The sequence below is a fragment of the Mogibacterium timidum ATCC 33093 genome, assembly GCF_000525775.1.
GTDB classification, from domain to species: Bacteria; Bacillota; Clostridia; order Peptostreptococcales; family Anaerovoracaceae; genus Mogibacterium; species Mogibacterium timidum.
Map to the genome: position 1 here is coordinate 1 of NZ_JALU01000028.1, position 24,781 is coordinate 24,781.

At 40.5% G+C, this 24,781-nt stretch carries 24 protein-coding genes; 21 read left to right on the forward strand and 3 right to left on the reverse strand.

The annotated features are described in order from the left end of the window. Positions 1-217, forward strand: a 217-nt coding sequence (locus tag HMPREF0581_RS07565; RefSeq protein WP_036382000.1) for a transposase, incomplete at its 5' end; no start/stop codon positions are given. 265 nt (positions 218-482) lie between these two features. Here HMPREF0581_RS07565 and HMPREF0581_RS07570 read toward each other — a convergent pair. Beyond that, positions 483-1,025 (reverse strand): hypothetical protein, encoded by a 543-nt coding sequence (locus HMPREF0581_RS07570; RefSeq protein ID WP_036382003.1) that lies wholly within the window; start codon positions 1,023-1,025, stop codon positions 483-485. Between the two features lie 217 nt (positions 1,026-1,242). Here HMPREF0581_RS07570 and HMPREF0581_RS07575 point away from each other — a divergent pair, with 217 nt between their 5' ends. From HMPREF0581_RS07575 to HMPREF0581_RS07615, 9 genes are all read left to right on the forward strand, one after another. Beyond that, the gene (locus HMPREF0581_RS07575; RefSeq protein WP_330371677.1) at positions 1,243-1,851 is read left to right on the forward strand and encodes a Fic family protein; all 609 of its coding nucleotides are present in this window, start codon (positions 1,243-1,245) and stop codon (positions 1,849-1,851) included. 331 nt (positions 1,852-2,182) lie between these two features. Continuing rightward, complete coding sequence (locus tag HMPREF0581_RS07580; RefSeq protein ID WP_036382006.1) at positions 2,183-2,740, forward strand: hypothetical protein; 558 nt, start codon at positions 2,183-2,185, stop codon at positions 2,738-2,740. A 171-nt stretch (positions 2,741-2,911) separates the two neighbouring features. Then, complete coding sequence (locus HMPREF0581_RS07585; RefSeq protein ID WP_009643718.1) at positions 2,912-3,238, forward strand: putative quinol monooxygenase; 327 nt, start codon at positions 2,912-2,914, stop codon at positions 3,236-3,238. Positions 3,239-3,255: 17 nt separating this feature from the next. Further along, positions 3,256-3,786, forward strand: a complete 531-nt coding sequence (locus tag HMPREF0581_RS07590) for a flavin reductase (protein WP_036382009.1) — start codon at positions 3,256-3,258, stop codon at positions 3,784-3,786. Between the two features lie 238 nt (positions 3,787-4,024). After that, on the forward strand, positions 4,025-4,933 hold the full coding sequence (locus tag HMPREF0581_RS07595) for an alpha/beta hydrolase (RefSeq protein ID WP_051426976.1): 909 nt from the start codon (positions 4,025-4,027) through the stop codon (positions 4,931-4,933). A gap of 118 nt (positions 4,934-5,051) precedes the next feature. Then, positions 5,052-5,309, forward strand: a complete 258-nt coding sequence (locus tag HMPREF0581_RS07600; protein WP_242835210.1) for a hypothetical protein — start codon at positions 5,052-5,054, stop codon at positions 5,307-5,309. A gap of 63 nt (positions 5,310-5,372) precedes the next feature. Continuing rightward, entirely contained in the window at positions 5,373-6,215 is an 843-nt protein-coding gene (locus tag HMPREF0581_RS08800; protein WP_036382014.1) for a DUF6892 domain-containing protein, read from the forward strand. 284 nt (positions 6,216-6,499) lie between these two features. Further along, positions 6,500-7,642, forward strand: coding sequence for a Fic family protein (locus HMPREF0581_RS07610; RefSeq protein WP_242822268.1), 1,143 nt, complete (start codon positions 6,500-6,502; stop codon positions 7,640-7,642). Positions 7,643-7,718: 76 nt separating this feature from the next. Beyond that, a complete protein-coding gene (locus HMPREF0581_RS07615) occupies positions 7,719-7,976 on the forward strand; it encodes a hypothetical protein (protein WP_036382018.1) in 258 nt (85 codons plus the stop codon). A gap of 264 nt (positions 7,977-8,240) precedes the next feature. On the opposite strand, the gene HMPREF0581_RS07620 is transcribed toward HMPREF0581_RS07615, so the two are convergent. Both HMPREF0581_RS07620 and HMPREF0581_RS07625 read right to left on the reverse strand, forming a co-directional pair. Further along, complete coding sequence (locus tag HMPREF0581_RS07620; protein ID WP_009643711.1) at positions 8,241-9,458, reverse strand: IS110 family RNA-guided transposase; 1,218 nt, start codon at positions 9,456-9,458, stop codon at positions 8,241-8,243. Positions 9,459-9,974: 516 nt separating this feature from the next. After that, positions 9,975-11,399, reverse strand: coding sequence for a hypothetical protein (locus HMPREF0581_RS07625; RefSeq protein WP_036382023.1), 1,425 nt, complete (start codon positions 11,397-11,399; stop codon positions 9,975-9,977). A 324-nt stretch (positions 11,400-11,723) separates the two neighbouring features. Between HMPREF0581_RS07625 and HMPREF0581_RS07630 the strand changes: the two genes are divergently transcribed. From HMPREF0581_RS07630 to HMPREF0581_RS07680, 11 genes are all read left to right on the forward strand, one after another. Then, the gene (locus HMPREF0581_RS07630) at positions 11,724-12,152 is read left to right on the forward strand and encodes a hypothetical protein (protein WP_156791949.1); all 429 of its coding nucleotides are present in this window, start codon (positions 11,724-11,726) and stop codon (positions 12,150-12,152) included. Between the two features lie 21 nt (positions 12,153-12,173). Further along, a complete protein-coding gene (locus HMPREF0581_RS07635) occupies positions 12,174-12,893 on the forward strand; it encodes a hypothetical protein (protein WP_036382026.1) in 720 nt (239 codons plus the stop codon). 292 nt (positions 12,894-13,185) lie between these two features. Further along, positions 13,186-13,791, forward strand: coding sequence for a TetR/AcrR family transcriptional regulator (locus HMPREF0581_RS07640; RefSeq protein ID WP_009643719.1), 606 nt, complete (start codon positions 13,186-13,188; stop codon positions 13,789-13,791). A gap of 792 nt (positions 13,792-14,583) precedes the next feature. Then, complete coding sequence (locus HMPREF0581_RS07645) at positions 14,584-15,174, forward strand: MptD family putative ECF transporter S component (RefSeq protein WP_009643708.1); 591 nt, start codon at positions 14,584-14,586, stop codon at positions 15,172-15,174. Further along, a complete protein-coding gene (locus HMPREF0581_RS07650) occupies positions 15,174-15,902 on the forward strand; it encodes an energy-coupling factor transporter transmembrane component T (protein WP_009643723.1) in 729 nt (242 codons plus the stop codon). Before HMPREF0581_RS07645 ends, HMPREF0581_RS07650 begins: the two co-directional genes overlap by 1 nt. Next, positions 15,899-17,281, forward strand: coding sequence for an ABC transporter ATP-binding protein (locus tag HMPREF0581_RS07655; RefSeq protein WP_036382030.1), 1,383 nt, complete (start codon positions 15,899-15,901; stop codon positions 17,279-17,281). The genes HMPREF0581_RS07650 and HMPREF0581_RS07655 overlap by 4 nt, the downstream gene beginning before the upstream one ends. Positions 17,282-17,756: 475 nt before the next feature. Beyond that, a complete protein-coding gene (locus HMPREF0581_RS07660) occupies positions 17,757-18,143 on the forward strand; it encodes a C-GCAxxG-C-C family protein (RefSeq protein WP_009643712.1) in 387 nt (128 codons plus the stop codon). 817 nt (positions 18,144-18,960) lie between these two features. Beyond that, the gene (locus tag HMPREF0581_RS07665) at positions 18,961-19,371 is read left to right on the forward strand and encodes a flavodoxin (protein ID WP_009643703.1); all 411 of its coding nucleotides are present in this window, start codon (positions 18,961-18,963) and stop codon (positions 19,369-19,371) included. Positions 19,372-19,985: 614 nt separating this feature from the next. Further along, positions 19,986-20,531 carry a rubrerythrin gene (gene rbr, locus HMPREF0581_RS07670; RefSeq protein WP_009643717.1) on the forward strand — a complete coding sequence of 182 codons (546 nt, stop codon included), beginning with the start codon at positions 19,986-19,988 and terminating at the stop codon, positions 20,529-20,531. 237 nt (positions 20,532-20,768) lie between these two features. Further along, positions 20,769-24,164, forward strand: a complete 3,396-nt coding sequence (locus HMPREF0581_RS07675) for an ABC transporter ATP-binding protein/permease (protein ID WP_009643713.1) — start codon at positions 20,769-20,771, stop codon at positions 24,162-24,164. A gap of 266 nt (positions 24,165-24,430) precedes the next feature. Continuing rightward, positions 24,431-24,781, forward strand: a 351-nt coding sequence (locus tag HMPREF0581_RS07680; protein ID WP_242835211.1) for a transposase, incomplete at its 3' end; no start/stop codon positions are given.

The following is a 24,781-nucleotide window of genomic DNA, read 5'->3' on the forward strand; positions in this document are numbered from 1 at the left end:
TTCCGGGGATGTCAGAACAGCCTTTTACACGACCAATGCCGTAGAATCACTGAATTCGACACTGAGGCGGCTGAACCGCCGGAGAAGTGTATTCTCCGGTTCTCAGGCACTGCTGAAAGCACTGTATCTTGCAACGTTCGAAGCCACACGCAAGTGGACAATGCCACTACGCAACCGGGGAAAAGTCCGTGGCGAGTTGTCGATCATGTATCCGTAGCGTCTGCCTGAATAGCAGAAATTGCCGGATTTCAAATAAAAGACATGCCCGTTTCAACCGAGTATGTCTTGACATGTCAAAAATAATTTGGTAGACAATATTTAAGAGCCAGCTAGAAGAAACTGACCGGCCCGTTACACATTTCTCACGAAAGACCTTTATTTACAGAAAAAAATTCTATATTCCCGAAAAAGAAAGAAAATAGAAATGCAATCAAGAAATAAATTTCTCTTAATCACATTTCTTTTGATAAAGCCTTATGCGATCAGGAGTTTTCTACTCTTTTCGCATTTATTCTAGAATTTACAACCATCTGTTGCATAAAAAATTCTGATTTTTTTCTATCTGTGATGATACTTGCATTCATTAGTTTATTTAGCTTCTTCTCATGGAAACCGTAAAAAACAGGATTCTTGATTTTTATAGTCAGCTTTGAACAATTAAACGGGCGTTTTTTGCTTTTTATTTGTTCTATATCTTCAAGTTTAAATTCAAAAAGCAGTACACTATGCCCTCTGCTTCCATAGGTATAATATTTAACAACATTATTTTCATAAAGTTCTAATTTCACTGCATTTATGAAGAGATAATATCCCATAAAAAAAATAAGGATTGGAATACAAATCAGCACTGTTGCAATAATAAATTTATCTGCAAAATCGCTTCCATAACTTTTAAGATGAATCAGTATCGACATAATAATAAAAAATGAAAATATCATAGATAAATAGCCTATCATATTAAATTTAAATTTATAAGGATATGTCAAAATAAGTTTTGGTTCATCTTGTAAAAAATCTAATTCCATAATTTATCCTTTCTCACTTACCATTTTACTGAAAAACCATATAATTTTTCAAGAATTCTTTTATCACATTTTATTTTTTTCAACAATTTTTGTACTCATTGACACATGTATCCTATTTTTTAGATAAATATTTTTTCCATCAACAGAATAACTGAAATAAGCCCATTTAGAATTTCTTCTTTTCACCCTGGATTCCCGTGAATCCAGGATGAAACAGTTGTTTGAAGAAAAGGCAATGCCCAGGAATCGTGATGAGGATGAGATCATGGGCTACAGGGATGTGCTGAATACAATTCATGAGAGCAATGAATATATTCCGGTTCGTCCTTCTTATATATTGCAGATTCATCGTGATCTTCTAAAGAGGGCAGACTTTTCTTATGGCGGACATTTTAAGAAGGTTCAGAACTATATCAATGAAACAAAGCATGATGAAGCAGTGGTTACCAGATTCACTCCGATTGCACCTTATGACACACCGGGAGCTGTGGAGAATTTATGCAACGCATATGAGCAGGCTATAGCAAATGAGAAAATAGATTCTTTGATATTGATCCCAACATTTATCTGTGATTTTCTTTGCATCCATCCATTCAATGATGGCAACGGGAGAATGAACAGACTGCTGACATTGCTCCTATTGTATAAAAACGGTTATAGCGTTGGAAAATATATTAGTATCGAAAAGCAGATAGAGAAAACAAAGGATCGATACTACGATACGCTTGAGGAATCAGATGCGGGATGGCATGAGGAAGAATATGATTTAGATGTAGAAGGCTCCTCGCAAGATTTGACTTTTATGTTGAGAGCAATACAATATTAGGGGTGAATAAAAAAGGTGAACTTTTTCCGTGGACAGGTGAGGTTCAGACTGTGATATGGATAGCGGAATGTATCTGGATTTTTTGCTACAGAATTTGTTGATATGTTTCCACAAACAAATGGAAATATTTTGGTACATACCATATTAGTCTGAACAGGTTCCCGATGACTGACATCAATAAGGGCCTGTCGAGCCAAACGCTTCTCGGTAACTTATCCAAAGGCAAATCAGGTCAAAAAGTGTGAGAGTTGAGTTGCCGAGTTAGATGTCGGGGAGTTGTGGCTGTGAGACAGATGTCTGTGATTTATGATGAATCGTGAAAGAGGCAAATATGAATACAGCGGAAGCGTCTTTATTGTGCTGGGCGATTGTGTTAATTTGGGGAATTATATTGTTCCTTTTTAAGAGAATTTGCCTAGATAAAATAAGAAACGGAGTTCTCAAATATTTGTTTGGTATGATGCTCGCGTATTCAATACTTGTATTGATATTCATTGCTTCAGAGCAAATCCCTAATTTGAGAATTGCATTACAAAACTGGCGTTTATGGATTACACGGGGAATGCACGCCTCAATAATATTAGTTTTGATTCCGGCAGGTTATTCTATTTTCTTGATTGGGAAAGGCTATTCTAAAGAAGGTGGAAATAGAGCACCGTGGAGATGGAAACTAAAGATGATGGCTTCTATGGTTTTTAGTACGTGGATTACTTTTTTTAGTTTAATATTTCTTTCTTTTCTTTATAAAGGCACTAGTTTTTCTGAATTAGTTTTTATGATTAAGGAGAGTTTTCAATATACAGGCTGGTGGATGCTTGGTTTTGTTGCTTCTTGTGCACTTTTGTTGCTTGTAGTGTGGCTTGACCATAAAAAACATATTCAGAAATAGGAAATAAGATATGTTTTGCTTATGATAAAGAAAGCAAATTGGAGCGATAAAAAAGAATATTAGTGTTTGTAAACTTTAGTTTCTACAAATCCAAGTTCATGCATATAGAGGTATCATACTTCAAATGCTGCCATCCTAAGAACGTGAAAGTGTGAGACAGGAGAAAACCAGATGGCGATCACAGTTCATTTAAGATATACTGGAAAAGACGGGTCTGCCCGGAAGTTTGCAGAAGAAATGGTTTCCAGCGGAACAGTCACAGCAATCCGTGCGGAAGCGGGGAATCTCCGCTACGAATATTACATCTCTTTCGACGATCCGGAGACGATACTGCTCACCGACTCATGGAAAGATCAGACAGCACTTGACGCACACCATGCGTCACCGATGATGCAAACGATTTCTGAGCTAAGAGACAAATACGATTTGCATATGACGGTAGAGAGGTATGTCAGTATTGAAGAAAACGAAGAGGACAAGAAATTCACAAGAGAATAGACGGAGGAATCAGGGATATGAGTTCATTTGAAGAAAAGGACTACAAGATTTTTGAACTGTTTGAAAAGCAGTGGGCGGTTGTAACCGCAGGCAATATGGAGCATTTTAACTCCTGCACCGTCAACTGGGGTAGCATGGGGACTCTTTGGACCAGACCGGGCAAGAACGGATCAGTCATTACCGTATATCTATATCCGACTCGTTATACCCGTGAGATATTGACTGCCAGTGAAATATTTACGGTCAGTTTCTTTCCGCCCACCTGCAAAAGGGCACTGGGAATACTGGGTTCACGATCCGGCCGTGACGGGAACAAAGTGGAGGCTTCCGGTCTTACGCCTGTTCCTGTTGGAGACAGCGTAGGTTATCAGGAGGCAAGTATGACCTTCCTGTGCCGTAAGATCTATCAGCATCAGCTGGCGAAGGAAGATATCGCTCCCGATGTGCGGGAATACTACAAGACCAATTCTAAGGTATATCCAGTGGATGAGAACGGCGAATGGCAGCCTCATTGGGTGTTTGTGGGCGAGATTGTTGAACAAATCTGATAGCGCCGCGAAAGAATAATATTGTATATGGTCTGGATAAACAATCTGTTGTCGTTACTGCAGATGGCAAGGATATTGCCGAGACGGTTGAGAAGGCTGTTGCATGGCTGACAGAGTACAGTTTTTAAATAAGACATAGGAGGAAAATAACAATGGCAAAGGCAGAAGACAATAAATGGGGACTCGTCTATGACGGAGCGATCACAGAAATATTGAAGGCGCAGTAAATATTCATCCCGTGAATTATCTTGTAAACGGTGTTAAGGTAGCTGCAAATGTTTATACACCGGCAGGGTATGATGAAAAGTCAGATAATAAATATCCGGCGGTAACCATTGCTCACCCGAACGGCGGCGTGAAGGAGCAGGTTTCCGGTTTGTTTGCGCAGAAACTTGCAGAGAATGGCTATATCGCCATTGCCTGCGATGCTGCATATCAGGGAGCAAGTGAGGGTGAGCCGAGGAATACAGATATTCCTACAAACCGTGGGGAGGACATCCATGCGATGGTGGATTATCTCATGACCTACCCCGGTGTCGATATTGAACGCATTGGCTTGTTCGGCATCTGCGGAGGCGGCGGATATACACTCAAGGCCGCTCAGCTTGAGAAGAGGGTAAAGGCTGTAGCTACGCTTTCAGCATTCAACACAGGAATTGTCCGTCTCTTCGGTCTCGGCAACTCGCAGGCCGATACCATCCAGCAAAGGCTGAAGGAAGCCTCTGACGCAAGAACCGAAGAAGCAAGGACAGGCAAAGTAGTCTATCCTGCACCTCGTGGGCAGATTACACAGGAGTACATTGATTCTCTGCCTGACGGTCTTTATAAGGATGGCATGTATTACTATGGCAGAGATTATGCTCATCCCAACAGCGGCGGTCAGGCTCCGATCAAGAACCTGCTTGACCTTGTAGATTTCGATGCAAGACAGAACATGGATCTGATCACTGTTCCGCTTCTGATGATGGCAGGCAGCGAGGCTGACACGCTCTATATGACAAAGGACTGCTTCGAACTCGCAACGGGAACAGAGAATAAGGAACTGTTCATCGTGGAAGGCGCCCGTCATATTCCGACCTACTTCGTGCCGGAGTTCGTGGAACAGGAAGCGGCTAAGCTGATGGAATTCTTTGGGAAATACTTATAATAAAGGAACACAAGAAGGTGACAGAACTCGAGAAACTGAAAGCAGGCCTTGAATACTGCTATGATGATAAGGAAAAGCCTTTGATGAATACTGTCTATATGGTGGAATGCCAATATTTGTGCAACTTAAAAGTCATGACAAGAAGAGGGAGTATTTGAAGAATATTTTTACGAGCACTTACATAAAAGATGTAGTAGAGCGTAGTAAAATTCTTAAAGATACATCTATAATGGATGATTTGTTAGATACCGTATCTTCATCTATTGACTCGTTATCTAACCAGACAAAACTGGCTGATACTTTCATGTCAGAGAAAAATATAAAGACATCTCAGTTTACAGTAAGCAATTACTTTGACTACTTTATGATAACGTAAAATAAGTTTCGCAAATTGAGATAAATATGTTGAATAATCTGAAGTTATGAAAGACAAGGAATTATGACAAAAGAAGAACGAATAAAAAAATGGTTTTCCGATATACCAGATGCCGAGCTAATCAGTATGGAAATAAAAATGGAAATATGTAAGAAAGCAGCAAAGAAAATGATGATTATCATTTTTGAATTATTGGCTTTAGAGCTCGTGTTGTTATTGATGTTAGGTGGAGGTAACATTCTTAGCCGGACAGCGGATTTTCTCAATAATATTTCTATAGGAGGCAGTCACACAAAAAATCACTATCAAGGCGTCGCTTTTGCGGGAACACTTGTGTGCTTACCTGTTTTAATAATACCTTTAATTGTTGCTTCTATATACAAGAACAAATTCCTTAAATCCGAGGCGACTAAGATTGTGATAAGTATGAAAAATGATGATGCAAAAGAGCCACATTTGACGACTCTTAATGAAAAAAATACAGAAGATATTCTTCATTTTGATAATTTGAATTTCAAGCTGGCCATTATTCAAGTGTTGATGTATGACTTAAAGTTACTAAATTCGGAATTTGATATTTATGATTTTGCCGACCGATATAAAGAAGAGATTGATACAGACAGCGACATCATCATTGAACCTGCAATGAGCTTCTTTAAGAAATTGGAAATTCCAAAGAAATTTGCACCCTATGTAGAAACAATCTATATGGACGGTGGTAATGATGTGTATATGAATATTATTCCGCAGTGGGATGGGGAAGATGAAACTTTTGACTTAAATGAAATAACTTTGACAGAGCTACAGCAATTTCCAAATCTTAAGAAAGCAACTGTTATGAGCAGCAATCTTGATGAAGTAAAAGAAATTTTTGATGCTGCAAATATTGAGGTGAAATTACTTTGACAAAAAGAAAGGAACCTGCAAGATAGCTAAGCAGGTGTCAGTTATGAATGAATACACAAAATTATATCAAAAGATGAGCGAGACATGCATTCCACCACTTAATAAAACAAAAACAGGTAATGCGATTAGAAAAGCTAGAAATCCAATCACTTTTTTAGTAAAAGAGATTTTATTCAGACCCCCTTCTAGATGATATAAGTAAAAGATGCGCTTGAAAATTTTACTTAAAACGGCTATGCTTATTCTGAGTAAAATAGATTAGACTTAGGGGGGATATTTTGAGATTGGAAAATAATAGAGCAGGACAATTAAAGAAAATGCAAAGTGATTACGAATGCTTTGTTCCACATAATTTGCAAGATATAAAATTAAGTCTTGATAGTGAAATAAATGCTTTAATCAATAAAGCATATTTATTATTGGGAAGATTAGACGGTATGGCAATAACACTACCGGATATTGATCTTTTTGTATCTATGTATGTTCAAAAAGAGGCAGTTATAAGTTCTCAAATAGAGGGTACACAAGCTTCTCTTGTTGATGTGCTACAAAAAGATAAGAGAAATGAAAAGATAAAAGATACTGAAGAAATTGTAAACTATATCAAAGCAACTCATTATGCATTTAAAAGACTCAATGAATTGCCGTTATGTATGCGATTGATTAAAGAAATTCACTCTGTTCTCCTGTCTAATGTTAGAGGAGAAGAAAAAATGCCGGGTGAATTTAGAAAATCACAAAATTGGATTGGACACACAGGATCAACTTTAAAAAATGCAAGTTTTATTCCACCTGCACCTGATGAGATGGATATTTGTTTAAGTGATTTGGAAAAATATATACACGAAGATAGCAATATTTCAAACTTAATAAAGATAGCTCTAATTCACTATCAATTTGAAACGATACATCCTTTTTTAGATGGTAACGGAAGAATGGGAAGACTCCTCATAATACTATATCTAAGAGAGCAAGGCTTGATTGAATACCCGGTTCTTTATTTGAGTTATTTTTTTAAGAAAAACAGGAATAGATATTATGAACTTCTTAACAACATTCGTATCAAAGGGGAATTTGAAGAATGGATTAAATTTTTTATAGACGGAATTTGTGAAATATCTGAAGATGCAATCACTTCTATTCAAAAGATTAGCGAGCTTAAAAAGAAAGATATAGAGAGAATTCGAAAGTTTTCAAACGGCAATATTTCAAATCTTCTTTTAGTGTATGAATATCTATTGAAGCATCCTTTTGTAGAAGCAGAGGATATAAAAAAATTAGTGCATGTTAGTAAGCCTACTGTCAATAAAATTTTAGAAAATTTAATGGATATGGAAATATTAGAGCTTGTAGAAGAGAAAAAAAGATATAGACAATATGTATATAAAAAATATGTAGACATTCTTTCAGAAGGAACAATATTGTAAAAATAAGAATTTCGTAAATTGATAAATGATAAGATTAAAGCGGTGTAGGCAAATTTGAATTTATGGAGTTTGAAGAATGGCGAGATATGAGTTAAGGGCAATTTATAAAATAAATGGAAAAGAAAATGTTTATTATGCAAGACTTTTAACACAAGACACTTATGGTATATTCGAGCCTATTTATGGAGAAATATGCCAAGAAAATTTTCTTGATAGAAACTATGAAAATTGGCCACAGAGTGAAATTTATGGGTTAGCTTTAGGTGGTACTCCGGAACATCAAAGAAAACAAATAGCTGCCTTGAAAAAGTTGGGATTCGATTTATGGTGGTGAAAATTAATCAATAGTGTTGATAGACAACTAAGAATTTATAATATAGTATAAGAACATTTTAGAGGTTATATTCGTATTGATTAATAGGAATTTGAGAAGTGCTTGCTCTATAACTATAGATGAAAAATCTATTGGATTATTAGGAGCCTACTAATAAAAAGTCAAGCACTTTTTGAAAGGAAAATAAAAATGTTTTTTTGTAAAAATAAGCACAATAAAAGAGCCACCGTTAATCGCCGGCTAAAAAACAGAAGAGGAGGTGTTCTATTCGGTTTGAGATTGAGAAGCTAAATGAGCCTTAACAGTTCCATAGTAAATGCGAAGAAACTTGTTTGCACCGGCAGTCATATAGACATGATAAGGCTTGCCCTCTGCTTTCTTCTTCATCATAAAAAGATAGACACGATTATCAGCAGGAGCATTCTGCATCAATGTCTGCATGATTTGAAAAAGAGTTTTTCTGAGTCTTGGAGCACCACGCTTGGAAGCACGGTTACTGTCAATTTTCATCTTGCCGGACTGGTTGACTCCGGGATCAACACCTGCAAAGGCAGTTAAAGCTGAGCGATGGTTAAAGCGTGAAATATCTCCGATTTCAGCCATAAGCTGAGGACCGAAGGTATGACATACTCCAAACATGTTCATAACTACTTCATATTCAGGCAGAGTAGAAGCTAATTCATCCATTTTTAGACGCATGGATTCAATCTGTGCGGAAATGAGATTAACCTGTACAATAGCGGAGAGAACCATATCTTTGTAAATATGGTCTTTGGGAACAACGGCAATGAGTTCTTTGGAAGATTCAAATAGACTCTTTGGCTTATCAGGCTGAAAGATGTAGCCCTGCCTTTTACAAAACTTCTTGTAGCGCTCGGTAAAAGTTTTCAGACCGATGGTTCTTACACAATCTGCATGCCAAAAAGAATAGGCATAGTCAAGCCATTTCTGCGAACCATTCTTGCGAACAGGACTGTCGAAGAATGCATTAACACCGGGATAAGTTAAATCAAGTAATGAAATGAGATTGTTCTTAAGAGCTGTCTTTTGTCGCATAAGAAACTGGAACTGAGTATTTAGAGTTTTTAGTTGCGTGCGTGTATTATCCATAGCTGAATATTGACGAAGAAGGTGCCACTTGTCAAGTGTATATCCTGCAACCTTCTTTGCATCGGCAGAATCAGACTTGACCTTTCTAAGAGAATTATCGCCGTCATACTCTTTAATGAGATGAGGATTTACAGCAGAAACGAAGAAACCTGAATCAGAAAGAACTTTAAGAATCGGTTCGTGATAATGACCGGTACATTCCATGACAATGCGAGTATCGCCTTCAAGGTGTTGGATATACGAGGACAAGATAGAAAGCTCCTTTGGAGTGTGCCTTACATCAAAGGGCTTACGTACAATTTCCCCTGCCGGGCGAAGAACCGCGATTGTGCTCTTACCCTTACTAACATCAATACCTACAGCGTTTAACATAGTTATGCCTCCTAAAGAATAAATTTGCAATGGTACCGGGCTTTCTCATTGCTTATTTAATCTCCTGGGCATCAAACGAACACGCAAGTATAGAGCGGTTCAACCTACATAAACCAAACAGCTGCAAATGAGTGACCGGACGGCAGGCTTTCCGACGGACATAAAAGTCCAAGGAGGACTACGCCAAAACCATGCCACTACATTTTAACAGCTTTAATAATGAGATGAGCAGTTCCTCGCTGGATGTGAGGTTACTGACCACTACACTTTATATATTAGGAGGAGGGTGGAGCATGCGTACAATTCAGTCAGAAAATATTTTGAGTGAGAACGAACGGCGATTAAAATGAATGGGGCAATGTAGCAGACCTTCATTGCCCCGGAAATGTTATCTTTATTTTCTTGCCATTTGCGAATTATAGGATTCACCGCATCCCATAAAGATATTTTGATGTACCGTTATCAAACCTTTTGGAGCATCTGACCATAAATCAATGAGTTTTTTCCGAGGTAAATTTACCCGTTCAGATAATCCCAAAAGGCATTAACCATATTTCTTTCGCTGGTTATAAACGCCGCCAAGGGCATGTCAGCTTTTGCCATCACAACTCCGGCATCATCCTTCACATATAGCAGTGTATGGAAGTCCGGTTCACTGCTGAGAGTGACAGTCAGATTCTCATACTGCCTTTCCAGCAATTTCAGCCATTCCCAGTGTGCCAGATACTGCTCTCGCGTATAGGTAAAGTCGTGGATAGAAAACGCTTCTGCCAGAGGCAGCTTTAGACGAGAGGGCGTCAGCAGAGCAAGCTCCGGATCCAACAGCGTCAGTGTAATACGCTGCTTTTGTATATTCCTGCAGAATAAGGCAAGGATCCGCTCCCACAGTTGAAACAGCTCCCCACTTCCGGTCTGCGTCGTCAATTCACGGACAAGTGCCTCCGGCATGGTAAACAGCGGCGGCATGGCACAGCGCAGGCGAACGCTTCCCTCAACATAGGCAAGACCGAAAAAATCTCTGTGAAATCGCTCCGTCTCCTGCCCCGTAAAAATGCGCATGAGAGGGCGGCAAAGCGTGAGGTAACGCTCGTATTCCGTTACAAGTGCACTGACCGCCGTTCTATCCGTCAGGAAGATGTGGAGCATCCCTTCCGTGTCCTGATGTACGGATGAGGAAATGACAGCCGCTGTATCCGGAGCAATGAACATCGTCCGTTGAAAGACACCATCCCGCAGCCGCGGATAGTAGTATGGCTCAATCATGCCCGTCATATAGATGGGGATCCACTTTGTGACGGCTTCCATAAGTTCGTTGAAATCCCGCGACACGGTATGGATAATCCGAACCCGGTTGCCTTTCAGAATGACCTGCTTGAACAGTTCCATCCATCGAGCAGAAAAGGCCGGATCCTCATAAAGCCAGGCCATGCTTTCGTCGGAAAACAACAGCAGCGTCTGTGGTTTTTTCTCTTGCAATATCATCAGAAAGAATTGCTCCACCGCCTTGCGCTTACCGGCATTTCCGTAAAGATGTCGGGCATATTTCCGCGGTGCTTCCTCAACGCTTAAGTTGCCCGGGGCAGCAGCTGGACTAAAGACAACCCGCGAAAAGCCGGAAATCAGTCTGCCGGTTGTGGCGGCGGTATCATTCTCCGTTTCCAGAAGCCATTGCTCCAGATATCGCGCCATGTGTTCCACAGAGTTAAATGCGGTGTCTCCGATGCCCGTAAGCTTCTGCAGTGCACTGCACTGGTACTCTTTTTTGATATGTTCCGCAAGATACCGGCACATGGGCTCCAAATATTCGTGCTTTTTCGGCAGCGGCCTCGCACCGGTGCGAAGTCTTCCGATGTGTGAGCTGTTTATATGGACAGCTCTGCTCAGCAGGCTGTTGGAAACCTCCGCAATATTCATCAGCGCATCAAACCGCTCTGCAAACATATGCCACCCTCCACATAGAATTTTCGATTATTATAGCAGCCATGCCAAACCGGTTCAATATATATGACACATAATATGCCATGAATTTGGCACAACCTTTTTGGTTTTATCTGTAAAAAATGGCTGTGACCTATGATAATGTAAAAATATACGAATATACAAACAATTAAGGATGCGGTCAATATGCGGTTTCCCACCAATAAGGTAGGCTTTTACCTCGAAACACTATGAGTTACACCTATAAGAAAAGCTCAGGGTAGCCAACATGTTTTTATAATGTTTTGTGCCTTGAGTGTCAAAAACGCGAAAGGAATGGATATGACTATGAAAGGATTACAATACCTTTACCCTAACCGCTCTTTCACCCTTGATGAGTTGGTAGAGTTTATGAAAATTCACTGGGATACTCTGCATTACAACAACTTCACGGTTGGCAAGCCCACATCATTAGCTGCGGGTCAGGCTGTCATTCTTCCTGCAACTGCCCGTCACGTTGTACTTGTTGTACCTCATTCAGCCGGAGAATTATTCAACAGAAAAGACAAGATCATTCTTTCAGTTACTGAAAATCAGGAAGGCTTTGAGGAAAGCTTGATATCTTCCCTCGTGACAAGCAACGCATTGACCGGAGTCTGGTCAATTCAAAAAACAATGTCCATTCATAAGGAAAGAAAAGGACCGGCAGAAGAAGCCCTGCTTCGTTACACAGAGCATCTTCGCACACTGCTGAAAAACGAGGGCTATTTGGATTAACTTGAATTGGGAGGTAGTGCTATGAAAGTGCGTGAAGTAATTAATATAAATCGGACCTTAACGCTGCAAGAATTGTATGAGTTCATGCAGCAATGTTGGGATAAGACAACATATAACGACTTCGTTTTAGGCAGACCTGCTGTTGGTGCGTTCAGAGATTACATCCTGCTTCCTGCGACTAAAAGATATGTGATATCTAGTTATCCGCATAAAGATAAGGTTATTATTACTGTGATGCCCAATCTTGAAGGACAGATTGATCTGGCGGGAAGTGTGGTGCTTGGTGGCTATGGTCAAATGGGTCTGACAGCAGAGCTGCGCGGATTAGCATCCCAGGTTAACGAGCTATATGCCGCATATATAGAATCGCTGTTTGCAGAAGCTGGACTGCTCACCGGTTTTCCCAAAAAGCAAAAATGCCCTATAATCAAACATCGTGACGGAGAAAAGATGGTTGAGAACGTGCTGGATCTTGTGAAAATCGCACCTCCGGAGTCACGCAGGACGTCGAATTTATCGTTTATACTGGGTATCATTTCCCTAGTTTTGTTTTTCACAGGTATTCCCGGGATTGTTACAGGGGCTGCTGCCATCATGACAGCCAACTCAGTGTTAAAGGGAAAGGGGTATCAGGATAAGGCATACAGAGGACGATTCTGTGGAAAAGTCGCAGTCTGCATGTCATCTGTTATGACGTTTATTCTTATTATCGGCAGTATTCTGACTAAATTCTATACGTAGCACAGACCTATTGACCTCTGAGTGAAGCAACCGATGGTGAGATGGATTTGACAAGTGCTGAAAGTAAGGCTACTTATGTACAAATTAAATCCCATGTATGTCAATTTAGAATGTACGGAGAATTTATCCTTGGATACTTATCAGTAGATGAAGAAAACCAAAGGTTTTGAAAAGGACAGGGATATCAGTAAGTGATTTTCTACAATTTATTGTTGATTGACTTGGCAGTTAGAGTATGCTAACATACAGCTATTGAACGAGCGTCGGTCAATAATGAATTGGTGGTGATAACTTGACAAGCAGAATTTCAAAAGCTCCGGAGGAGAGAAAGCAAGAACTAATAGAAGTAGCAACTAAACTTTTTGAATCAAGAGGATATGAAAAAGTTTCGGTCAGAGACATCCTTTCAGAGGTTAATGGCGCCCCTGGTATGTTTTATTATTACTTTAAGTCCAAAGAAGACATATTTTTAGCTTGTATGGAATGTTATTTTTCCGAGAGGCTCAAAGTGAAAGTCGATATATTAAAAAACAAGGAAATAGCATATGAAGTAAGGATAAAAACCTTGAGGGAGCTTATTGTAAATGACATCAACCAATTTGCACAAAGATTCGATTTTTCAGCAGATAATTCTATAACGGATAATTCATATAGACTTTGGGAATTAATGCATTATATTGGACACTTTGTAGAGGCTTATGCTGATTTCATTATTGAAGGAGTTGAGACACAAAAGATAAAAAATCGTATCGGTGTTACTAAAGAAAATGCGAGAAATATCGCTGCATTTATTCTTTATGGGGCAACAGGAACAATTTATAATGATTCTATAAATGGAATAAAAGAGGTGAATAATCCTGATGGGGCATTTGATATTATCAGTGAAATATTCACTTGAGATAATAAAATTTAAAAATAAATATAATGATCTATTGAGACAAGGAAAACATGTAAAATTGTTTTCCTTGTGTTCGTTTTAGGGACATTGAACGAACTCGTTCGGCAAGAAAGTGAGGTTAAATTATGAAGAAAAAAAGAAATCCATAGGAGACATTGTCTCTTACAGTGATACTAATAAAGGAAATTTAGTAGTTGGTATTTTCCTTGTTAGTATAGGGATGATTTTTAGTATAGGTCCCATTATTGCAGTATTCAAGATTATTAGGGAGTTATTTAACGGAAATAATCCGAGTACGAATATTATTAACTATGCTTTATATGGGTTTATATCTGTAATTTTTGCATACTTGTTTATTTACAGTGGAGGAATTTCATGCATAAATTTGCTTATAGACTTATTGCAAATCTGGAGAAAAAAATAGTTTCACATATTGGGCAAGGGCTATATTAAAAGATGTTCCAATCATATTACTTGATGAAGCTACCGCATCGCTTGATCCTGAGAATGAAGTAGCTGTTCAAGATGCAATTTCTAATTTAATAAAAAATAAGACAGTTATAGTAGTTGCCCACAAACTGAAAAATGTTGTTGGAGCGAATAAAATTGTTGTTCTGGACAAGGGTAAGATTGTAGAGCAGGGCAAACATGAAGAACTGCTATCTCTGGGAGGAGTATATAAATCCCTTTGGGATTATCAAGAAAAATCAAAACATTGGCAAATTGCTAATACATTAAATTAAATTTTAGCAATCTGGTAAATAGTCAAGAAGACATTTGAGGAGGATTATTATGTCAACAAAGAAAAAATCATCAAAAAATGCTATCACAGCGGGAGTTTTAATTGCACTCTATCTTGTAACCTATGCAATAATTGGGGCTATTTCGATGCCAATACCAATTTTGTTTTTACTAATGCCTATGATAGTAGCATTATTTGCAGCACCTACTTACCACATGCTTCTTGCAAAAACAAAATCAAGCACAGCTATTTTTATAGCAGCAGTGTTACCAAGTGTACTTCTTGTAGCGACGGGACATATTCCTATTGCACCATTGGTATCAATACCGGCTGGAATTATAGCTTTGTTAATTGCAAAAAACGGTAACTATGAAGATTTTAAGAAAAACAGTATAAGTCATTTGTTTTTTTCGCTTAATCTTTTTGGAGGATTTATACCAATTTGGGTTATGAGAGAGGCATTTTTTAAGAGTGTAATACAAGGCGGATTGGATCAAAGTTTTTGTGATACGGTGAGAACCTTAACCCCACTATGGGTATTACCTGTTATGATTTTGGGAACATTTTTGTTCTCTTTACTGGGTTCTTATCTAACAAAGAAAGTGCTAAATAAAAAATTAGAGTCAGCTGGGGTATTATAATGGAAGTTAAAAAGTTTGTTCTGGGGCATACATATGACCTCAGAACAAAACTTGCTTTATTGATAGGAGCAAATATTTTAATATTTCTTGGCAACAGTATATTGTATGAAAGTTTTTTAACATTGCTTTGTTTGATGGTTATTATAAGCAGTGGATACATAAAATCGGCTTTAAAATATATTTTGTTTTTTGCCTTTAGTGTCGCTGTGGAAATAATCGTAATAAATTTAGATATTCACTTTTTTGTGAATTTGATTTTGTTCGTTGTAGCAATTATCAGGAAGTTTTTGCCATGCATTATTATTGGGAAATGGATTTTAAGCTCTACAAGTTCATCTTTAGCTGTTGCAACTTTACAAAAAATGAGATTGCCAAAAGATGCTCTTATTATGATTTCCGTTATATTTAGATGTTTTCCTACAATTAAAGATGAGTGGTCGCATATAAATATGGCTATGAAAACAAGGGGGATCAGCTTCAGTATTTATAACTTGGTTAATAGACCGACTGAAACAATAGAATATTTTTTTGTACCATTATTTGTCAGTGTTATAGAAATCGGTGATGAATTATCTCAATCTGCAATTGTAAGAGGTTTAGATGCTCCTGCAGTAAAGACAAGTAGGCATATTATTAAAATACAAATAGGCGATTGCATAATTTTTGCATCGTTAGCAGTTGTAATATGTATGGTTGTTTTAATGAGGTTATGGGGGTATCAGCTATGATTGAAATTAAAAATTTAAGCTTCAAATATAGTAAGGATGATGACTGCAGCTTGAAAAACATAAATTTATCTGTTCGTAAAGGAGAGTGCGTACTTTTATGTGGAAAAAGCGGTTGTGGTAAGTCCACACTGCTAAAAACAATAAATGGTATCATTCCGGAATTTTGTAATGGAGAGATAGATGGAAGTGTAAAAGTCGGCGACATGAATACCTTTGAGACAGAGATATATAAAATTTCTGAAAAAGTAGGATCTGTTTTTCAAAACCCTAAAACACAGTTTTATACAACAAATACCACAGATGAAATCGCTTTTGGTTTAGAAAATTACGGATTGGAAAGGGCGGATATAAATAAAAAGATTGAAAAAGTTAGAGACGCCTTAAACATTGAATCATTGATGAATAGAAACATATTTGAGCTTTCAGGTGGAGAAAAGCAAAAAATAGCAATTGCCAGTGTGTATGCTTTAGATCCGGAAATATTTGTTTTTGATGAACCGTCTTCCAGTTTGGATATTGATTCTATGAAGGAACTTGCAAAGATAATAGAAAAATTGAAGGTGGTAGGTAAAACAATAGTAATTGCTGAGCATAGGTTATGGTATTTGAAAAACGTAGCTGATAGAGCAATATATCTGGAAGATGGAAAAATCACAAAAGAATACATTATGGAAGAAATTCAAAATTTAAGTGAAGAGGAAAGATTAAGAACAGGGCTTAGGCATACTGAATTTCATAGTGATAACTTTAAAAGAAAATCAAATTCTTTGCAAAATACAATTGAACTGGAAATAAAAGACTTGTTATATAAAAGAAAAAAGAAAACCATTTTGATGGTAGATAACCTGAGCTTTGAAAGAGGAAAGATTATAGGAATAATTGGGAAAAATGGAACGGGGAAGTCTACTTTTGCAAAAATTGTTTGCGGACTTGAGAAACCGTCTTCCGGGAGGTTTTACAAAGACAATAGACAATTAAGCTCTAAAAACAGGATCAAAAATAGTTTGTTGGTTATGCAAGAGGTAAATAATCAGTTATTTACAGATACGGTTTATGACGAGATAAATTTAACATCTGATATCGGCGCTGAAAAAATAAATATTTGCATGAAAAACATGCAAATCGATAATTTAAAACAGAAGAATCCTCATACCTTATCGGGTGGACAGAAGCAGAGGGTTATTATTCTATCTGCTTTACTTTCAAATAAAAATCTATTGTTTTTTGATGAGCCAACAAGCGGATTAGATTATGCGAGTATGAAAGTAGTTGCTGAGAATATAAAAAATTTCCAAGAAACAAAGAACTTGATTTTGATAATTTCTCATGACATTGAATTTTTAGAAGAGGTATGTGATGAAGTTATTTTTTTCTCGTGATTGTGATTTATGTGCAAATTTATTGAGATATGAAAAGTAATATATAAATAGACTACTATTGTGATAGCCATAAACATCTTAATTTAAATTCTGAAGGTAATGAAAAATCTACCGGCAAATAGCAAGATAATACGAATACGTTCTTTGTTTATTGCGACAACAGCGGACTGCTGTTTGACACGGAAAGGCGGGTATTCTATGCACATATGCCTGAAAAGAGATTGGACTGATAAATTCCGGCTTAGACAACAGACATACCAAGGTTCCCACACTGCCATCATCGGCGGCGGGGGAGTGGTTTAGTTGCTGCATCCGGCGATTACACTTTCTACCGGGTAAAATCCTCGAATCTGCTTGGTGGCGGGAATGATACAATCGAAGTCAAGTTATATTTGGCAACACAAACGGTAGATAGTGACTGGCTGAAATGATATGATTAACAAGACAAGATTAAGAAAATGGAAGGTAAAGTGATATGAGCAAGAGAGGTGAACTCGCTATCGAGCGAAAGCATCACGGGCATAACTGTGCACAGGCGATAGCCTGTACCTACGCTGACTGCGTGGGCGCAGATGAGGAACTGTTGTATATGATAAACCAAGGATTTGGAGGCGGACTAGGCGGCATGGAGGGTCATTGCGGCTGCCTGTCAGGTGCGTCGGTTATTCTCAGTCTCAAGGGTGAGAGCAAAACCAAGACTGCAGGGGAGATGAAGCGTATCACAGGCGAATTCAAGGAGCGCAATTCGTCAGTTATCTGCAAAGACCTCAAGGGGCTTAAGACCGGGAAGATGCTCAGAAGCTGCGATGATTGCGTTCGTGATGTCTGCGAATTTATAGAGGAATATCTGGATATTAAGTAATTTTAGAGACCTTACAGGAAGTTAAAAATTGGCTGAAATAAGGACTATATGTAGTAAATTGTAGATTAAAAAACATAGATATAGGAATTTTAGGCAGGCTTACAATGAATGAGTCTGAATGTTTGTTTTATAACACAAAATATACCTCCTGATAGACTGATTAATTGTAATATATAAATAAAAATACATGATAAACTGTTGACAAAGCTTTGCAATTAGATAGAATATACGTGAAAACAAATAGAAACGATTTTAGTAATCGATTAAAAATCTTGATTAAGGAGGACAATAATATGATAAGTGCAACAGTAGGTTTAATAATTTCGGGAGGATGCATGATTCTATCATACGGCTTAATCAAGATGGCATATAACAGGAGCAAATATGGTAGCTCTTTCCGTTAGGGAGGTATACCATCAGTAACATTTTCTCTATATTCCTAAAAAGGCGGAGGACGAGCTAAGGGAGCTCGTTCTTCGCCTTTTGTGAGACTTTGCTTTGCCGAAGCTTTTATTGAAAGCTTTTGCGTATCCCTGTAAATCCTCGTGAGTGTTTGAAGCTTCCCGGCAGGCCTTGCGAGCTCCTGAGACACCTGCCAATCTTTAGCGAGTGTTTTTTGAATTTCTACTAAGCCTCGTGAATTATTTCGACTGTTGTGGAGACCTGTCAATTTCTGAGGGCACTTACATAAGATTAGATTGTAAAGAATTAATAAAAGTCAAAAAAGTACTTTACAAAGTTAGAGATATCTAATATAATGAATTCCGGTTAGAGAAATCTAACATATGACAGAATATAGTTACCAGGAGGTGTTTACATGTACGTAGTATATTGGAGCGCTACAGGCAATACTGAAGCTATGGCTAACGCTGTTGGCGAGGGCATCGGAGCAGATGCTAAGGTTGTACCTGTATCTGAAGTGAGTGTAGCGGATGTAAAGGGCGAAGATAAGCTTGCTCTCGGTTGCCCGGCTATGGGAGCTGAGGTAATTGAAGAGGAAGAGATGGAGCCTTTCATCGCAGAGCTGGAGGGCTGCTGCTCGGGTAAGAAGCTCGTTCTGTTCGGTTCATACGACTGGGGCGATGGCGAGTGGATGCGCTCATGGAAGGACCGCATGGAGGCTGCCGGTGCAGTAATCGTTGAGGAACCGGTAATCTGCAACAACGAGCCTGATGATGCAGGTCTGGCACAGTGCAAGGCTCTTGGAGAGGCGCTGGCTAACGCATAGGCGGACACCGATACGTTAGACAACGGTATGTTCGAATAATCGTACAAAATAATATTAATTAAAGCTTAATAACGATAAGCAGATAAATCCAAGCCATAATAATCATACTTTCAACCTACATATTTAAGTCATTTTGTTAATCGCCAAAAGCCGGGGGCATCTGCCCCCGGCTTTTGGTTAGTGCGCCCACCCGGCGCACTAACCAAAGAGTACTCGCAGAGCGAGTACTCTTTGGCTGCGTAGTCTCTATTCGATATATGCTTTAAATCTACACATAAATGACAAATTTATATATTGCGCGCAATTTAATTATATGCTATATTTATCTTGCCCTTAAATGAAGCAGCATTGTTGAGAATAATGTGGAAGCAAGAGAGAAATATTATGTACAGGAAGATTATCAATAAGATTACAGGCTATTGAACTGTGAACGGCGGCGTTCTCAGACTGCCGGCAGGCAAGTACAAGGAGCTTGAGAATTGAACTTTTGTGAAGGAATATTCAAGAAAATAATTTTCTACAATTGAATATTAAATGGTACAATCATCGTAGAGAATGACAGAGGGCTCATTTTCACTAATTGATTGACAAAATGGTTTAAGGAGGTATAGGTTATGGCTAATAAGAAATACGCAGGAACACAGACGGAGAAGAATCTTGAAGCGGCTTTCGCAGGGGAGTCGATGGCGCGCAACAAGTACACATATTTTGCATCTAAGGCTAAGAAGGAAGGCTTTGAGCAGATTGCTGATATATTCCTCAAGACGGCTGCAAACGAGAAGGAGCACGCTAAGCTCTGGTATAAGGAGCTCAACGACGGTGTAGGCGACACTGCATATAATCTGGCAGACGCTGCAAATGGCGAGAACTACGAGTGGACAGACATGTACAAGGGCTTTGCTGAGACAGCTGAGAAGGAGGGCTTCCCGGAGCTCGCAGCCAGATTCCGCCTCGTAGGCGAGGTTGAGAAGCACCACGAGGAGAGATACCGTGCACTGCTCAAGAATGTTGAGATGCAGGAAGTATTTAAGAAGAGCGAAGTGAAGGTGTGGGAATGTCGCAACTGCGGACATATTTGCGTTGGAACTGAGGCGCCTGAGATCTGCCCGGTTTGTGCTCACCCACAGTCATTCTTCGAAGTTCACGCAGAGAACTATTAAGGAGATAGACCATACGGCTATGAGTAGGCTTCGGTTCGCCGGGGCCTTTTTATATATATGCAGTATAGGGTGCATAAATACACAAGGTATTCGAGGTGATAGGCTGACATATTTATGTGAATGTCTGCAATAAGGTGGTGTGACAAGATAGAGTAGACAGTATGTGCTTTTGATGCAATGCATTATGATATCCCGTGGAAGCTGGTCAGCGGGATTAGCTTGGATTAGGGTAAGCAAATGATTGAAGTAAGGGAAATACGAAAAGAATACAGGACCGGGGATTTTATTCAAAAAGCACTCGACGGAGTTTCGGTAGCTTTCCGAGACAACGAATTTGTAGCGGTTCTCGGTCCTTCCGGGTCGGGGAAGACCACGCTTTTGAATATACTGGGAGGTCTTGATACTGCTGACTCCGGAGAGATTATAATAAGCGGAATTTCAACCGGAGAATATAGACCGTCAGATTGGGATACATACAGAAATCACAGGATAGGGTTCGTATTCCAGAGCTACAACCTAATCCCGCATCAAACGGTGCGAGCAAATGTTGAATTGGCTATGACCCTGACAGGCGTGGAAGCGGCTGAGCGACGTGCACGAGCAGAGGAATCCCTTGAGAAGGTCGGTTTAAAGGGTCATGAGGATAAGAAACCGAGTCAGCTTTCAGGCGGTCAGATGCAGCGTGTTGCCATAGCTCGCGCACTCGTCAACAATCCTGAAATCGTCTTAGCCGACGAACCTACAGGTGCGCTGGATACCGAGACAGGAATTCAAGTCATGGGACTCCTGCAGGAGATTGCCAAGGATAGACTGGTCATCATGGTTACCCACAACCCGGCTCTGGCAGAGTCGTATGCAAATAGAATAATCACCCTCAAGGATGGCAGAATCCTCGAGGACAGCAAGCCTGTAGCTCCGGATGAGCTAAATGCAAGCGTCAGAAACAAGGTAGCGGCTTCCGATGCGGGCAAGAAGACTTCGATGGGCTTCAGGACAGCCCTCGCACTGTCCTTCTCCAACCTTATGAGCAAGAAGGGAAGGACGTTCCTTACCGCGTTTGCCGGTTCTATTGGAATCATAGGCATAGCAACGATTCTGGCATTGTCCAACGGAGTAAACGGTTACATAGCTAAGGTCGAGGAAGACACCCTGTCTTCATATCCGCTGACAATTTCCAAGACAGCAACCGACCTGACCGGCATGTTTACCAACCTAACCGGCAATTTCAAGGATGATAGAAAGGCCGACAGTAAGGATAAGGGTAAAGACAAGGACAAGGCTTCGGACACAGTCGAGGTCAAGGATACGACAGGCGCAGCGGATTCAGCTTCAAGCTCAGACACAGATTCGGATTCGGCTGCGAGATCAAGTTCCGGCTCTGGCTCAAGCGAGAATGCCGGCTCAGCAAACGGTTCCTCGAACTCAGACTCCGGCTCCGCAAAATCGGCAGACGGCAAGGAAATCAAGCAAAATAACGTGCTCGGTTCAGTCTTTGGCAACACCAGACGCAATGACCTGGTGGCCTTCAAAAAATTCTTAGACAAGAAGGACAACAAGGTTCGTAAAAATGCTTCGGTTATCACGTATAACTATGGCATCACTCCGATGATTTTCCAGGACAAGACCGGTGCGGAGCCTGTAAATGTTAACGCAGCCAACGATATGGATGCCAACTATGAGAGCTTCGGCATCCAGAACAATTCCAACACGGGATTCCAGCAGATGCTCGACGATGAGAAGCTGCTCAGGCAGCAATATGAAGTAGTTGCGGGTAAATGGCCTAAGGAACCTGACGAAGCGGTTCTCGTCCTGAACAAGGATGGTTCGATTGCCGACTACACTCTGTACCAGCTAGGCTATTACGACCACCAGGCTTATAAGGATGCTATGGCAAAGTACAGACAGACAGGCAAGCTGGAACTGGAGCGCTCGCAGCAGAAGCCTTTTAGATACAAGGATGCCCTCAAGCTGAGATACAGCGTCATCTCACCGGGTGAGATATACACCTACAATTCAGCCACCGGTACGTGGCTCGACCAGTCCAAGAACAAGGAATTCCTGCGCGACCGGCTGGACAAGGGGATCAAGCTCAAGGTCGTAGGAGTTCTCAAACCTAACGGCAAGTCGAGGACGAACGCCCTGATGCCGGGTATCAGCTATCTGCCATCCTTAACTTCTAATATTATTGACAGAATGAAGGATGCAGATATCGTCAAGCAGCAGCTTGCACACCCGGATGTGGACGTATTTACGGGCAAGACGTTTGAATCGCTCAAGGCATCGAACGGCTCTGCCTTTGACATGAGCAAGCTGTTTAGCGTCAACCAGTCTATGCTGGCTAGCGCATTCAAGTTCGACGCGTCCAAGCTGCAAAAGGCCTTTGGCAGCAGCCCACTCTCCGGCCTCGATTATTCAAAGGCTCTGCAAGGAGTGGATACGACGCGACTCGCTCAGGACATGATGAGCGGTCTGATGCAGGAGCTGGCGGGATTCCCTGCCTATCTGCAGCAGCAAAATATTACGTTGTCTCCTGCCGACCAGACAATGGTCACAAATGAGACGAGTCAGCTGATAGCCACTCTCCTCGCGGGTTATCCGACCTATGCGAGCGACTACGCAACGAAACATCCGGGAGCGAGCCGGGACGAGATTATAACTTCGTATCTTTCGAGCACGACTGCGCGGACAGCGGTATCAACCACTGCAACACGGATAGCTCAGAACCTGGGAAACAGTGGATTTAGCGGAACTATAGAGAGAGCCCTGAGCAACTATATGCAGGGCAGAATGTCCGGAGTGATGGGTCAGTTCATGGGACAAGTGATGAACGAGATGCAGAAGCAGCTTGGTTCGCAGCTGGGCAATGCAGCAGCCGCAGGCGGACAGATGCTTAGAACACTGCAGAGTGCGTTTAGCGTCAATCCGTCGACTTTTGCCAAGGCGTTCAAGCTGAACATGGATCAGACGCAGATGGCGGCGCTGTTCAGCCAGTTCATGAATACGAGCCTCGTGACGTACGACTCGAACCTCAAGAAAATGGGCTATGCCGACAGGTCTAGCCCTGAGTCTATCTCGATATACCCAAGCAGCTTCGAGCACAAGGACGCTGTTATAAAGGGAATCGACGACTACAATGCTCACATGAAGCGGACGGGGCACAAGTCGCGAGTAATCACGTACTCGGATATCATGGGCGCGCTCATGTCGTCGGTTACGGATATAGTAAATATGATCAGCTACGTGCTTGTGGCATTTGTCAGTGTGTCGCTCATCGTCAGCTCGATAATGATCGGTATCATCACGTATATCTCGGTGCTCGAGCGCAAGAAGGAAATCGGTATTCTGCGCGCGATGGGTGCATCCAAGCGAAATATTGCAAATATCTTCAATGCCGAGACCTTTATCGAGGGGCTATTATCGGGCGTGTTTGCGATACTGTTCGTCTATATCGTGAGCATCCCGGTAAACGCAATCGTGCTGTCGCACTTCAATGTCGATCACATCATGAGACTGCCAATACATTCGGCGTTAATTCTAATAGGAATCTCCGTATTACTGACCTATATAGCCGGTTTAATACCATCCAGGTCAGCGGCAAAGCGCGATCCGGTGGAGGCGCTGCGTAGCGAATAGAGTGAATAGAGAATGATAAAAAAGCGGGAGTTTTGGAGGTAATCGGAGATTACATAGTGAGTGCTCACGCATGCCGAAACATTGTTAAATGTAGTTTAACTAATTGAAAGTACTGCAGTTTAGGCTCGTCTGTAGTATAATACAGGTGCAAGGAAATGTTGTAAAAACGGTTAAAAACCGTGCACCTGATTAAACCGGAGTCATCAATGTACAAGAAAAATCGTAACAAACAGATTGCCTTCTCAAATTTCAACCAGCCTTTGTGACTGCAAATGAATCCCGAGAATCGTTGGGTAAAGAAAGCCGAGACCATTCCGTGGGACGCGATTGAAGAGCGCTATGCAGCGCTGTTTCCAAGTAACCGTGGAGTTACGGCCAAGCCACTCCGAATGGCTTTTGGCTCATTGATTCTGCGGAAGCATATAGGATGCTCTGATCGGGAGCTGCTTGAGCAGATCACAGAAAACCCGTATTTCCAATACTTCATTGGACTTCCGGGTTACCGAATGGAACCGCCATTTGTTCCATCACTACTGGTCGAGTTCCGTAAAAGGTTGACGCCCGAAATCCTTGGAGACATCAATGACATGATCCTTGAGTACAATACTGCGGATGAT